The 13,878-nt window shown below is 69.8% G+C and carries 11 protein-coding genes; 8 read left to right on the forward strand and 3 right to left on the reverse strand.

Going from position 1 to position 13,878, the window contains the following annotated elements; genetic code table 11:
- Window positions 1-46 precede the first annotated feature (46 nt).
- From ACIQPR_RS31915 to pgi, 8 genes are all read left to right on the forward strand, one after another.
- Entirely contained in the window at window positions 47-3,004 is a 2,958-nt protein-coding gene (locus tag ACIQPR_RS31915; protein ID WP_403655299.1) for a M14 family zinc carboxypeptidase, read from the forward strand.
- Window positions 3,005-3,194: 190 nt separating this feature from the next.
- Complete coding sequence (gene gap / locus ACIQPR_RS31920) at window positions 3,195-4,205, forward strand: type I glyceraldehyde-3-phosphate dehydrogenase (RefSeq protein WP_403655301.1); 1,011 nt, start codon at window positions 3,195-3,197, stop codon at window positions 4,203-4,205.
- Window positions 4,206-4,351: 146 nt separating this feature from the next.
- Complete coding sequence (locus ACIQPR_RS31925) at window positions 4,352-5,563, forward strand: phosphoglycerate kinase (RefSeq protein ID WP_403655303.1); 1,212 nt, start codon at window positions 4,352-4,354, stop codon at window positions 5,561-5,563.
- Window positions 5,564-5,568: 5 nt separating this feature from the next.
- On the forward strand, window positions 5,569-6,345 hold the full coding sequence (gene tpiA, locus ACIQPR_RS31930; RefSeq protein WP_403655305.1) for a triose-phosphate isomerase: 777 nt from the start codon (window positions 5,569-5,571) through the stop codon (window positions 6,343-6,345).
- 104 nt (window positions 6,346-6,449) lie between these two features.
- Window positions 6,450-6,683 (forward strand): preprotein translocase subunit SecG, encoded by a 234-nt coding sequence (gene secG, locus ACIQPR_RS31935; RefSeq protein WP_403655307.1) that lies wholly within the window; start codon window positions 6,450-6,452, stop codon window positions 6,681-6,683.
- Window positions 6,684-6,890: 207 nt separating this feature from the next.
- Window positions 6,891-7,226 (forward strand): RNA polymerase-binding protein RbpA, encoded by a 336-nt coding sequence (locus ACIQPR_RS31940; protein ID WP_003957010.1) that lies wholly within the window; start codon window positions 6,891-6,893, stop codon window positions 7,224-7,226.
- 144 nt (window positions 7,227-7,370) lie between these two features.
- On the forward strand, window positions 7,371-8,639 hold the full coding sequence (locus ACIQPR_RS31945) for an MFS transporter (RefSeq protein ID WP_403655309.1): 1,269 nt from the start codon (window positions 7,371-7,373) through the stop codon (window positions 8,637-8,639).
- Between the two features lie 54 nt (window positions 8,640-8,693).
- Window positions 8,694-10,346 (forward strand): glucose-6-phosphate isomerase, encoded by a 1,653-nt coding sequence (gene pgi / locus ACIQPR_RS31950; protein ID WP_403655311.1) that lies wholly within the window; start codon window positions 8,694-8,696, stop codon window positions 10,344-10,346.
- 57 nt (window positions 10,347-10,403) lie between these two features.
- Here the strand turns inward: pgi and pgl are convergent, their stop codons facing one another.
- The 3 genes from pgl to zwf are packed head-to-tail and all read right to left on the reverse strand — an operon-like array spanning window position 10,404 to window position 13,878.
- Window positions 10,404-11,186 (reverse strand): 6-phosphogluconolactonase, encoded by a 783-nt coding sequence (pgl, locus tag ACIQPR_RS31955; RefSeq protein ID WP_403655313.1) that lies wholly within the window; start codon window positions 11,184-11,186, stop codon window positions 10,404-10,406.
- A complete protein-coding gene (opcA, locus tag ACIQPR_RS31960) occupies window positions 11,183-12,343 on the reverse strand; it encodes a glucose-6-phosphate dehydrogenase assembly protein OpcA (RefSeq protein WP_403655315.1) in 1,161 nt (386 codons plus the stop codon). The genes pgl and opcA overlap by 4 nt, the downstream gene beginning before the upstream one ends.
- Entirely contained in the window at window positions 12,340-13,878 is a 1,539-nt protein-coding gene (zwf, locus tag ACIQPR_RS31965; RefSeq protein ID WP_403655317.1) for a glucose-6-phosphate dehydrogenase, read from the reverse strand. Before zwf ends, opcA begins: the two co-directional genes overlap by 4 nt.

Here is a 13,878-nt window from a genome sequence, read left to right on the forward strand (position 1 = left end):
CCTGGCAACTGTTCGCCGCTGTGGCGGACCGTTGCTAGGGGGATTCATGAGACACAGAGCGAGATCGATCCTCGCTGTCGGTGCACTCCTGATCGCCGGGGCGAGCATCGCACCCATCGCCCAGGCGCAGGGCGGCAGTTCCACGAAGTCCGACCCCGACGAGGTCAAGGTCTTCCACGCCGACGTCACTCAGCAGCAGATACCCCTGCTCCTGAAGGCGGGACAGGACGCCCACGAACTCGGTGACAACCAGTTCTCGGCCTCCGGAAAGACCGCCGTCGAGGTCTACCTCACCGACCGGCAGGCCCGGAAGCTGGAGAAGCAGGGCGTCGACCTCACCGAGCACACCCTCTCGGCGAAGGCCGAGACACGCGTCGAGGACGCGTCGCAGGGCGTGTTCCGGCCGTACAGCGGAAGCGGCGGCCTGAAAGAGGAGATCGTGCGGACCGGGCAGGCCAACCCCGGCCTGACCAAGGTCGAGTCCATCGGCAGGACGATCGACGGCCAGGACATCCTCGCGCTCAAACTGACCAAGAACGCGAAGAAGACCAAGGACGGCTCCAAGCCCTCGGTGCTGTACGTGTCCAACCAGCACGCGCGCGAGTGGATCACACCGGAAATGACCCGCCGGCTGATGCACTACTACCTGGACAACTACAAGACCGACCAGCGCGTCAAGAAGATCGTCGACTCCACGGAACTGTGGTTCGTGCTCTCCGCCAACCCGGACGGCTACGACTACACCTTCAAGAACTCCGACACCCGCCTGTGGCGCAAGAACCTGCGGGACGTCAACGGCGACGGTGTCATCTCCACCGGCGACGGCGTCGACCTCAACCGCAACTTCGCCTACAAGTGGGGCTACGACGACGAGGGTTCCTCCCCGAACCCGACCAGCGAGACCTACCGCGGCGCGGCCCCCGCCTCCGAGCCCGAGACACGGGCACTCGACAACTTCGAGAAGCGCGTCGGCTTCACCTACGGCATCAACTACCACTCCGCCGCCGAACTGCTCCTCTACGGAGTCGGCTGGCAGGTCGCGACCCCGACCCCGGACGACGTGCTCTACAAGGCACTCGCGGGCACGCCCGACAACCCGGCGATCCCCGGCTACCACTCGCAGGTCTCCTCGGAGCTCTACACGACCAACGGCGAGGCGGACGGCCACGCGTCGAACGTCAACGGCATGTCGATGTTCACCCCTGAGATGTCGACCTGCCAGACCGCGTCGAACATCGACCCCGACGACGCCTGGAACGCGGCCGACTGCCAGTCCGTCTTCAACTACCCCGACGACGAGAAGCTGATCCAGGACGAGTTCGCGAAGAACATCCCCTTCGCGCTCTCCGTCGCCGAGACCGCCGCCCACCCCGACCGGCCGAGCTCGTCGGTCGGCCTCAGCGCCGCCGACTTCACCCCGGCCGCCTTCACCACGTCGTACGCGCGCGGCGCCGACCAGGAGGTCTCCGTCGTCGTACGGAAGTCCGTGCGCGACAAGAAGCTCAAGTACCGCGTCGACGGCGGCCGTACGCACGAGGCGGCGCTCAAGCCCTGGAAGGGCGGCCTGACCTACGGCGGGGACGACAACCTGTACTTCGACGAGTACCGGGCCAAGGTCAAGGGCGGGAGCCAGGGCGCCAAGGTCGAGGTCTGGTTCACCGGCACGACGCAGGCCGGGAAGCCCACCTCCAGCGCCCACTTCACGTACACGGTGGCCAAGCTGCCCTCGGCCGACACCCTCGTCGTGGCCGAGGAGGGCGCCGCCGCCACCCAGGCGCAGGCCTACGTCGACGCGCTGAAGGCCGACGGCCGCAAGCCGCTCGTCTGGGACGTCGCCACCCAGGGCGCGCCCGACGCGCTCGGCGTGCTCGACCACTTCAAGACGGTCGTCCACTACTCGGGACCGGCCGGGCCGCGCAACGACACCCAGCTCCAGCTGCGCGCCTTCCTCAACGAGGGCGGCAAGCTGATCGAGGCCGGCGAACAGGCAGGCGGTTCCGTCGCTCTCGCCGACGGCACCCTCTCGAACGACTTCAGCCAGTACTACCTGGGCGCCTACTCGCGTACGTCCACCCCCGGGGCCAACGGCTTCACCGGCTCCGGCAAGCTCGACGGCTTCACCGGGGCGCTCAGCGGCGCGCCCGGCAACCCGCTGGACCGCGCGGGCACCTACAGCGTCACCTCCGACTCGCTCTCGCCCACCACGTACCCGCAGTTCGCGAGCGCGGGGGCCGGCAGGTTCGCCGGGACCGTCAACCCGTACGCCCCCTACGCGGGTTCCTACATGGCGGCGGCCGTGCACAACGACGACTCCTACAAGCGCCTCACCCGCACCATCGACCTCACCGGGGTGACCGCGGCCGACAAGCCCACGCTGCGCAGCGAGCTGCTGTGGGACACCGAGCCCGGCTACGACCACGCCGTCGTCGAGATCCACACCACCGGGGCCGACGACTGGACCACGCTCCCGGAGGTGGGCGGCGCCACCAGCACCGCCGTACCGACGGAGTGCGAGGCCGGGTTCCTGGTCGCCGAACACCCCTGGCTCAAGCACTACCTGACCGTCGCGAGCAGCGGCTGCACCGCGACCGGCACCACCGGCTCGTGGAACAGCTTCACCGGTGCCTCCAACGGCTGGCAGCAGGTCGGCTTCGACCTGAGCGCCTACGCGGGCAGGTCCGTGGAGGTCTCGCTCAGCTACATCACCGACCCGGGCAGCGGCGGCCACGGTGTCCTCGCCGACGACACCTCGCTCGTCGTGGGCGGCACCGCGACCCAGACCGAGGGCTTCGAGACCTCCCTGGGCGCCTGGAGCGTGACCGGACCGCCCCCGGGCAGCCCGGCCGTCCTGAACGACTGGACCCGCACCGGAGCCCTCTTCCAGACGTACGGCGCGGTCACCACCGACCGGACCGTGCTGCTGGGCTTCGGCCTTGAGCAGGTCACCTCGGCGGCCGACCGGGCCGCCCTGCTCAAGAAGGCACTGGCGGCCCTGCGGAGCTGACTCGATGTGACGATGTCATGAACATCAAGGGCGGTCCGTACCCCTACTGGCGGGTACGGACCGCCCTGCGGTGTATGGGGCATCTCGATGTCACCACGGAGGGCTCAGGGAGGTAGGGTCGTAGGCGGTCGGGGACATCCCATACAGCTCGCCGGATTCGAACCCGGCGTACCAACGAGGAGATCGGTTCGTGACGATCCGCGTAGGCATCAACGGCTTTGGCCGCATCGGTCGTAACTACTTCCGCGCGCTGCTGGAGCAGGGTGCTGACATCGAGATCGTGGCTGTCAACGACCTGGGTGACACCGCGACCACCGCTCACCTGCTGAAGTACGACACCATCCTGGGCCGCCTCAAGGCCGAGGTGTCGCACACCGCCGACACCATCACCGTCGACGGCCACACCATCAAGGTGCTGTCCGAGCGCAACCCCGCCGACATCCCGTGGGGCGACCTCGGCGTCGACATCGTCATCGAGTCGACCGGCATCTTCACGAAGAAGGCCGACGCCGAGAAGCACATCGCCGGCGGCGCCAAGAAGGTCCTCATCTCGGCTCCGGCCAAGGACGAGGACATCACCATCGTGATGGGCGTCAACCAGGACAAGTACGACGCGGCCAACCACCACGTCATCTCCAACGCCTCCTGCACCACCAACTGTGTGGCGCCGATGGCCAAGGTCCTCGACGAGAACTTCGGCATCGTCAAGGGCCTGATGACGACGGTCCACGCGTACACCAACGACCAGCGCATCCTGGACTTCCCGCACTCGGACCTGCGCCGCGCGCGTGCCGCCGCCGAGAACATCATCCCGACCACCACCGGTGCCGCCAAGGCCACCGCCCTGGTCCTCCCGCAGCTCAAGGGCAAGCTCGACGGCATCGCGATGCGCGTCCCGGTCCCGACCGGCTCCGCCACCGACCTCGTCGTCACGCTGGCCCGCGAGACCACCAAGGACGAGGTCAACGCCGCGTTCAAGAAGGCCTCCGAGGACGGCGACCTCAAGGGCTACCTGGCGTACACCGAGGACCCGATCGTCTCCTCGGACATCGTCAGCGACCCGGCCTCCTGCACCTTCGACTCCTCCCTGACCATGGTCCAGGAGGGCAACACGGTGAAGATCCTCGGCTGGTACGACAACGAGTGGGGCTACTCCAACCGCCTCGTCGACCTCACGGTCTTCGTCGGCGGCCAGCTCTGACTCCCGGAGCGGGCAACACGATGTGAGCCAGGGCTCGGACAGCGCACGCCGCGCTGCCCGAGCCCTGCGCTGCGTGGTGATCCAGCGGCCCGCCCGGAACCGAAGAGCCCGAAGAGCCTGAACAGCCTTCCCTAGGAGCCCCATTCATGAAGACGATCGACGAACTTCTCGCCGAAGGCGTGGCCGGCAAGCGGGTCTTCGTCCGCGCCGACCTGAACGTCCCGCTGGCCGACGGCCTCATCACCGACGACGGCCGCATCCGCGCCGTACTGCCCACCATCAAGACCCTCGTCGAGGCGGACGCCAAGGTGATCGTGGCCTCGCACCTGGGCCGCCCCAAGGGCGCCCCGGACCCGGCCTTCTCCCTCCTCCAGCCCGCCGAGCGACTCGCCGAACTCCTCGGCGCGCCCGTCGCGTTCGCCCAGGACACCGTCGGCCCCGCCGCCCACGACGCGGTCCGCGGCCTGGAGCCCGGCCAGGTCGCCGTCATCGAGAACCTGCGCTTCAACGCGGGCGAGACCGCCAAGGACGACACCGAGCGCGGCGAGTTCGCCGACCAGCTCGCCGCCCTGGCCGACGTCTACGTAGGCGACGGTTTCGGCGCCGTGCACCGCAAGCACGCCTCCGTCTACGACCTCCCGGCCCGCCTGCCGCACTACGCCGGCTACCTCATCGCCACCGAGGTCGGCGTCCTGAAGCAGCTCACCGAGGACGTCAAGCGGCCCTACGTGGTGGCGCTCGGCGGCTCCAAGGTCTCCGACAAGCTCGCCGTCATCGACCAGCTCCTCGGCAAGGCCGACCGCATCCTCATCGGCGGCGGCATGGCCTTCACCTTCCTCAAGGCCAAGGGCTACGAGATCGGCGCCTCCCTGGTCCAGGACGACCAGATTCCCGCCGTCACCGAGTACGTCGAGCGCGCCGAGAAGAACGGCGTCGAACTGGTCGTCCCGGTCGACGTCGTGACCGCGTCCGCCTTCCCCGACCTGAAGACGAAGGCTCCGTCCCACCCCACCACCGTCGCCGCGGACGCCATCCCCGCCGACCAGATGGGCCTCGACATCGGTCCCGAGACCGGTGCCCTGTACGCCTCGAAGCTCGCCGACGCGGCCACCATCTTCTGGAACGGCCCGATGGGCGTCTTCGAGCACCCCGACTACGCCGAGGGCACCAAGGCGGTCGCCCAGGCCCTCCTCGACTCCCAGGCCTTCACCGTCGTCGGCGGTGGCGACTCCGCCGCCGCCGTCCGCATCCTGGGCTTCGACGAGACGGCATTCGGCCACATCTCGACCGGCGGCGGCGCCTCCCTCGAATACCTAGAGGGCAAGACGCTCCCCGGCCTCGCCGCACTGGAGGACTGACCTTAATGAGCACGCGCACGCCGATCATGGCGGGCAACTGGAAGATGAACCTCAACCACCTTGAGGCCATCGCCCACGTCCAGAAGCTCGCTTTCGCCCTCGCGGACAAGGACTACGAGGCCGTCGAGGTCGCCGTCCTGCCGCCCTTCACCGACCTGCGCTCCGTGCAGACCCTGGTCGACGGCGACAAGCTCAGGATCAAGTACGGCGCCCAGGACATCTCCGCGCACGACTCCGGCGCCTACACCGGCGAGATCTCCGGAGCGATGCTGGCCAAGCTGAAGTGCACCTACGTGGCCGTCGGCCACTCCGAGCGCCGCCAGTACCACGCCGAGACCGACGAGATCGTCAACACCAAGGTCAAGGCCGCCTACAAGCACGGCCTGACCCCGATCCTGTGCGTCGGCGAGGAACTCGACATCCGCGAGGCCGGCAACCACGTCGGCCACACGCTCTCCCAGGTCGAGGGCGGCCTCAAGGACGTCCCGGCCGAGCAGGCCGAGTCCGTCGTCATCGCCTACGAGCCCGTCTGGGCCATCGGCACCGGCAAGGTCTGCGGCGCCGACGACGCCCAGGAGGTCTGCCAGGCCATCCGCGGCAAGCTCGCCGAGCTGTACTCCCAGGAGCTGGCCGACCAGGTCCGCATCCAGTACGGCGGCTCCGTCAAGTCCGGCAACGTCGCCGAGATCATGGCCAAGCCCGACGTCGACGGCGCCCTGGTCGGCGGTGCCTCGCTGGACGCCGACGAGTTCGTCAAGATCGTGCGCTTCCGCGACCAGTGAGACCGTGAGTAGGCCGTAGCGACGATCCGTCGTACCCTTGCGGGGACATGGCTCCACAGCCATGTCCCCGTCGTCCGTCCGAATCCGAGGAAGTTGGTCCAGCCGTGGTTTTGGGGTTCTCGATCGCCCTGATCGTCTTCAGCCTGCTGCTGATGCTGCTGGTGCTGATGCACAAGGGGAAGGGCGGCGGTCTCTCCGACATGTTCGGTGGTGGCATGGCGTCGTCCGTCGGTGGTTCTTCGGTCGCCGAGCGCAACCTCGACCGCATCACCGTGGTGCTCGGTCTGCTCTGGTTCGCCTGCATCGTCGTGCTCGGCCTGCTGATGAAGACGAGCTGACCGCACGTTCCTTCGCACATTCCGTACGTAAGGCCCCATGTTCGGTACGCGCAGCTGAGCGCGGCCTATCATGGGGCTTGCGTCTAGGTGTAGGGGCCTGTAACTCCAACCACTGGACGCGCGTTGGGCCTTACGTAGACTGAGGCGCTCGCAACGGAGCGAAACGCCGACTCGCTTCGCGGCACCATCACGCAGGGAGTTACGACCGTGGCAAGTGGCAACGCGATCCGTGGAAGCCGGGTCGGGGCGGGGCCGATGGGCGAGGCCGAGCGTGGCGAGTCCGCGCCCCGGCTGCGCATCTCCTTCTGGTGCTCGAACGGGCACGAGACGCAGCCCAGCTTCGCCAGCGACGCGCAGGTCCCCGACACCTGGGACTGCCCGCGCTGCGGCTTTCCCGCCGGACAGGACCGGGACAACCCGCCGGACCCGCCGCGCACCGAGCCCTACAAGACGCACCTCGCGTATGTACGGGAGCGGCGCAGTGACGCGGACGGCGAGGCGATCCTCGCCGAGGCACTCGCCAAACTGCGCGGCGAGATCTAGGAGTTGAACCGGCCGGACGCCCACAAGGTGCCCGGCCGGAGCTGTTTGACGGCAGCTCCCGCCAAGCGGCGGCCGGCCGCCTCCGGACCGATTGTCAGTGGCACCCTCTACGGTTTGTGCATCGGCGAATCGTGAGGGGGAGCCGTGACGACGGTCGAGGTGACGGGCAGTCATGTGCCCGCGTGGCGCGGGGGGTTCGGGCGGTTGTGGAGCGCCGCCGTGATCTCCCGCTTCGGGGACGCGCTGCGCGGTGCGGCCCTGCCGCTGCTCGCCGTCTCGCTCACCGACCGGCCGCTGCTCATCGCGTCGGTGACCGCCTGCGGCTATCTGCCCTGGATCGTCTTCGGGCTGCTCGGCGGCGCGGTCGCCGACCGGGTGGACCAGCGGCGCGCGATGTGGACGGTGGACGCAGCCCGCGGGGTGCTCGTCGCCGCCTTCGCCGTAGCCGTCGCGCTCGACCACGCCTCGATCCCCCTGCTCATCGCGCTGGCCCTCGCGCTGACCACACTCCAGACCCTCTTCGACAACGCTGCCACGGCCCTGCTGCCGACCCTCGTGGACCGCGCGGCGCTCGGCAGCGCCAACGCCCGGCTGCTCACCGGCCAGCAGATCGCGGGCGGCCTGATCGGAGCACCCGTGGTGCCCCTGCTGATCGCCGCCGGGGCGGCCGTCCCCTTCGTGGCCGACGCCGGGACCTTCCTGCTGGCCGCCGCGCTGGTCGCCTCCCTGCGGACCGGCGCACCCGAGCGGGCGCCGAGACCGGCGGGCGGCACCCTGCGCGGCGAGATCGCCGACGGACTGCGCACCCTGTGGTGCGACCGGCCCCTGCGCGGACTGTGCGCCGCGACGGCCCTGTGCAACATCGGCATGGGCGCCCTCATCGCCACCCTGGTCGTCCTGGTGACCGGCTGGCTGCACGCGGGCACCACCGGCTACGCGGCGGCCACCACCGCTTACACGGTCGGCGGCCTGGCCGGGGGAGTCCTCAGCCGGCGGATCACGACCCGGCTCGGCCCCTCGCGCAGCGTGCTGCTCGCGGGCCTCGTACAGATCGGCGCGCTCGTCGTGATGGGCAGCGTGCGCAGCCTGACCGCCGTAGTGGCGTCCCTGGTGGTCTTCGGCTTCATGGGGATGCTGTGGAACGTCAACACGACCACCTTGATGCAGCAGCGCGCTCCCGCCGACATGCTGGGCCGGGTCAGCTCCGCCTTCCGCACCCTGGCCGTCGCCGGGGCCCCGCTGGGCGCCCTCCTCGGCGGTGCCGTCGCCGAGGCCTGGGGACCGAACACACCGGCCCTGCTCACCGCCGCCTTCTTCGTCCTGTCGGTCGTCGCACTGATACCTGGGGTCAAGCCGGACGTACCTGTTGTTGCCCCGCAGGACGGCGCGACGACGGCTCACGCCACGGGCTGATCAATTAGGTTGGAACCGACCCCCAGGTCGGTAGGAAAGAAGGCTGAAGTCGCAATGAACGCAGACGGCCGTACCAGGCTCAACCAGACGCCCGAGTGGACCGCCTTGGCCAAGCACCGCGAGGAGCTCGGCGAGGTGCAGCTGAGGGCGCTGTTCGCCGCCGATCCCGGACGCGGCACCGGTTACACGCTCCGGGTCGGTGACCTGCACCTCGATTACTCCAAGCATCTGATCACGGACGAGACCCTGGCTCTGCTCCGGGAACTCGCCGCCGCGACCGGTGTGTTCGGCCTGCGGGACGCGATGTTCCGCGGTGAGAAGATCAACGTCACCGAGGACCGCGCGGTCCTGCACACCGCGCTGCGTGCCCCGCGTGACGCGGTGGTCGAGGTCGACGGCGAGAACGTGGTGCCGCAGGTGCACGCTGTGCTCGACAAGATGGCCGGCTTCGCCGACCGGGTCCGCTCCGGGGAGTGGACCGGCCACACCGGCAAGCGCATCAAGAGCATCGTCAACATCGGCATCGGCGGCTCCGACCTCGGCCCGGCCATGGCGTACGAGGCGCTGCGCGCGTTCACGGACCGCTCGCTGACGGTTCGCTTCGTCTCCAACGTGGACGGCGCGGACCTGCACGAGGCCACCCGTGACCTCGACCCCGCCGAGACGCTGTTCATCATCGCCTCCAAGACGTTCACCACGATCGAGACGATCACCAACGCGACCTCGGCCCGCGACTGGCTCCTCACCGGGCTCAAGGCCGGCCAGGACGCCGTCGCCCGCCACTTCGTGGCCCTGTCGACCAACGCCGCCAAGGTGGCCGATTTCGGGATCGACACGGCCAACATGTTCGAGTTCTGGGACTGGGTCGGCGGACGCTACTCCTACGACTCCGCCATCGGCCTCTCCCTGATGACCGCGATCGGCCCGGAGCGGTTCCGGGAGATGCTCGACGGCTTCCACCTCGTCGACGAGCACTTCCGCACCGCGCCCGCCGAGTCCAACGCACCCCTGCTGCTGGGCCTGTTGGGCATCTGGTACGGCAACTTCCACGACGCCCAGTCGCACGCCGTCCTGCCCTACAGCCACTACCTCTCCAGGTTCACCGCCTACCTCCAGCAGTTGGACATGGAGTCCAACGGCAAGTCCGTGGACCGGCAGGGCAGCCCGGTGGCCTGGCAGACCGGGCCGGTGGTGTGGGGCACCCCGGGCACCAACGGGCAGCACGCCTACTACCAGCTCATCCACCAGGGCACGAAGCTCATCCCGGCCGACTTCATCGGCTTCGCCACCCCGGTCGGGGAGCTGAGCGAGGAACTGGCGGCCCAGCACGACCTGCTGATGGCCAACTTCTTCGCGCAGACCCAGGCGCTGGCGTTCGGCAAGACCCCCGACGAGGTCCGCGCCGAAGGCGTGGCGGAGGAACTCGTCCCGCACAAGACGTTCAAGGGCAACCACCCCACCACCACGATCCTGGCCTCCGAGCTGACCCCCTCCGTGCTGGGCCAGCTGATCGCGCTCTACGAGCACAAGGTGTTCGTCCAGGGCGCCGTCTGGAACATCGACTCCTTCGACCAGTGGGGCGTCGAACTGGGCAAGGTCCTCGCCAAGCGCGTCGAACCCGCCCTCACCGAAGGCGCCGACGTACCCGGCCTCGACACCTCCACCACGGCCCTGGTCGCCAAGTACCGCGAGCTGCGCGGGCGTTGAGACGGCGAAGAGCCCGTACGACCGAAGTCGTACGGGCTCTTCGGCACCACGTGGGTGTCAGGCCGAAGCCGGTGGATACAGCGCGCGGGGCAGCTGTGAGGCCGCCGCCGCGTCCAGCAGCCACAGGGTGCGGGAGCGGCCCTGGGCGCCGGCGGCCGGTGCCTGGATCTCACCCGCGCCGGACAGCGCGATGGCCGCGGCCTCCGCCTTGTCCGCGCCCGCCGCGAGCAGCCACACCTCACGCGCGGAGCGGATCGCCGGCAGGGTCAGGCTGACCCGGGTCGGCGGCGGCTTGGGCGCGCCGTGCACACCGACGACCGTGCGCTCGGTCTCCCGTACGGCCGGCAGCTCCGGGAAGAGCGACGCCACATGGGTGTCCGGGCCGACGCCCAGCATCAGGACGTCGAAGGCCGGCACGGCGGCATGGTTCTCCGGACCGGCGGCCCCGGCGAGTTCCTCGGCGTAACCGGCCGCCGCCGCGTCCACGTCCGCGCCGTAGGGACCGTCCGACGCGGGCATGGCGTGCACGCGCTTCGGGTCCAGCGGCACCGCGTCGAGCAGCGCCTCGCGGGCCTGGGTGACATTGCGCTCCGGGTCACCCTCGGGCAGGAACCGCTCGTCGCCCCACCACAGGTCCAGCCGGCCCCAGTCGATGGCGTCCCGGGCGGGCTGCCCCGCGAGGGCCGCCAGCAGACCGTTGCCGTTGCGCCCGCCGGTGAGCACGATCGAGGCGTGGCCGCGCGAGGTCTGCGCGTCCACGATCTTCGTGATCAGCCGGGCCGCGGCGGCCTGGGCCATCAGTTCCTTGTCGCGGTGGACGACGAGCTGGGGGGTGCTCACTGCTGATCAGCCTTCTTCACCGGGGGCATCTTCGCCGGGGTGGGCCGGTCTGCGTCGCCGTGGTCGGCCGAAGCCGTCCCCGCCGCCGAGGCGGCCTTCGGACCCGGGGCGGCCTTCGCACCCGGGGCGGAGACGGGCTCCTGCTCGGGCGCGCCCTCCGTCACCGCCCGCACCGGCAGGGCCGGCACCGGCTGGTCGGCCGCCGCCTCGGCCCGCTCCGCCGCCGACTGGATACCGCCCAGCCGGTCCACGCCGAACCGCAGCGCGGACGCGTACGTGTCGTCCGGGTCGAGCCGGCGCAGCTCCTCCGCGAGCAGCTCGGACGTCTCGCGGCGCTTGAGCGCCACCGCGCGGTCCGGCTGGCCGGGCAGGGCCAGGGTGGCCATCGCCCCGTCCGACCGGTGCAGGGTGATGGGCCCGCCGGTCGTCTCCAGGCGCACCTGGGTCAGCCCGGGACCCGCCGAGATCGCCCGCCGGACGTGCACGTGGAGGCGGTCGGCGAGCCACATCGCGAGCAGTTCGACGCTCGGGTTGGACTCCTCGCCCGCCACCTCGACGGAGACGATCTCCGAGGAGACCTGGTCGAGCGCGGCGGCCAGCATCGAACGCCACGGGGTGATCCGGGCCCAGGCCAGGTCGGTGTCGCCGGGCTGGTAGCTCTCGGCGCGGGACCGCAGCTCGTCGACGGGCTTCTCCGCCGCGTAGCTGTCGGTGACCCGGCGCTGGCTCAGGGCGCCCAGCGGATCGGCCGAGGGGTCGCGCGGCGCGTCCACCGACCACCAGACGACCACCGGCGCGTCCGGCAGCAGCAACGGCAGCACCACGGACTGGGCGTGGTCGGAGACCTCGCCGTACAGCCGTAGGACGACCGTCTCGCCGCTGCCCGCGTCCGCGCCCACCCGGACCTCGGCGTCGAGGCGGGACTGGGTGCGGTTGCGGGAGGAACGCGAGACGCGCTTGATGACGACGAGCGTGCGCGAGGGGTGCTCGTGCGACGCGTCGTTGGCGGCCTTCAGGGCGTCGTAGGCGTTCTCCTCGTCCGTGACGACGACGAGGGTGAGCACCATGCCGACGGCCGGGGTGCCGATGGCGCGCCGACCCTGGACCAGAGCCTTGTTGATCTTGCTGGCTGTGGTGTCGGTGAGGTCTATCTTCATGGCCGGCGCCAGCTCCGTCCCTCTCGTGCGAGCATTTCGTCCGCCTCGACCGGACCCCAGGTGCCGGACTGGTACTGCGCGGGCTTGCCGTGCTTGTCCCAGTACCGCTCGATCGGGTCGAGGATCTTCCAGGACAGCTCGACCTCCTCGGTGCGCGGGAAGAGGTTCGAGTCGCCCAGGAGGACGTCGAGGATCAGCCGCTCGTACGCCTCGGGGCTCGACTCCGTGAACGACTCGCCGTAGGCGAAGTCCATGGACACGTCCCGGATCTCCATCGAGGTGCCGGGCACCTTGGAGCCGAAGCGGACCGTGACGCCCTCGTCGGGCTGGACGCGGAAGACGATCGCGTTCTGGCCCAGCTCCTCCGTCGCCGTGTGGTCGAAGGGGGAGTGCGGGGCGCGCTGGAAGACCACCGCGATCTCGGTGACCCGGCGGCCGAGGCGCTTGCCGGTGCGCAGATAGAAGGGGACGCCCGCCCAGCGGCGGTTGTCCACCTCGACCTTGATGGCCGCGTAGGTGTCGGTCTTCGACTGCGGGTCGATGCCGTCTTCCTGGAGGTAGCCGACGGCCTTCTCGCCGCCCTGCCAGCCCTCGGCGTACTGCCCGCGGACCGTGTTCTTCCCCAGGTCCTTCGGCAGCCGTACCGCGCCGAGCACCTTCTCCTTCTCGGCGGCCAGCGCGTCGGCGGAGAAGGAGGAGGGCTCCTCCATCGCGGTCAGCGCCATCAGCTGGAGCAGGTGGTTCTGGATGACGTCACGGGCGGCGCCGATGCCGTCGTAGTAGCCGGCCCGGCCGCCGATGCCGATGTCCTCGGCCATGGTGATCTGCACATGGTCCACGAAGGACCGGTTCCAGATCGGCTCGAACATCGTGTTGGCGAAGCGGAGCGCCAGGATGTTCTGGACGGTCTCCTTGCCGAGGTAGTGGTCGATGCGGAAGACCTGGTCCGCGGCGAAGACCTCGTGCACGACCTTGTTGAGCTCCTCGGCCGACTTGAGGTCGTGGCCGAAGGGCTTCTCGATGACCGCGCGGCGCCAGGAACCCTTCTCCTGGTCGGCGAGGCCGTGCTTCTTCAGCTGCTGGATGACGACCGGGAAGGACCTCGGCGGCACCGACAGATAGAAGGCGAAGTTGCCGCCCGTGCCCTGCGCCTTGTCGAGTTCCTCGATCGTGTCGCGCAGCCGCTCGAACGCGTCGTCGTCGTCGAAGGTGCCCTGCACGAAGCGCATCCCCTGGACGAGCTGCTGCCAGACCTCCTCACGGAACGGCGTACGGGAGTGCTCCTTGACCGCGTCGTGGACCTCCTGTGCGAAGTCCTCGTGGGCCCACTCGCGCCGGGCGAACCCGACGAGCGAGAAACCCGGCGGCAGCAGACCGCGGTTCGCGAGGTCGTACACCGCGGGCATCAGCTTTTTGCGTGACAAATCGCCTGTGACGCCGAAGATGACCAGGCCCGACGGCCCCGCGATACGCGGGAGCCGTCGGTCGGCGGGGTCACGAAGCGGATTCGCTCCGGAACCGGAATGAGGAGCCAA

It is taken from the genome of Streptomyces sp. NPDC091280 (genome assembly GCF_044768565.1).
Lineage (GTDB): Bacteria > Actinomycetota > Actinomycetes > Streptomycetales > Streptomycetaceae > Streptomyces.

Bases quoted from the DNA above. Each gene is read 5' to 3' on its own strand.
- pgi (WP_403655311.1), top strand. From the start codon at position 8,694: ATGAACGCAGACGGCCGTACCAGGCTCAACCAGACGCCCGAGTGGACC.
- ACIQPR_RS31925 (WP_403655303.1), top strand. From the start codon at position 4,352: ATGAAGACGATCGACGAACTTCTCGCCGAAGGCGTGGCCGGCAAGCGG.
- tpiA (WP_403655305.1), top strand. From the start codon at position 5,569: ATGAGCACGCGCACGCCGATCATGGCGGGCAACTGGAAGATGAACCTC.
- opcA (WP_403655315.1), bottom strand. From the start codon at position 12,343: ATGAAGATAGACCTCACCGACACCACAGCCAGCAAGATCAACAAGGCT.
- ACIQPR_RS31915 (WP_403655299.1), top strand. From the start codon at position 47: ATGAGACACAGAGCGAGATCGATCCTCGCTGTCGGTGCACTCCTGATC.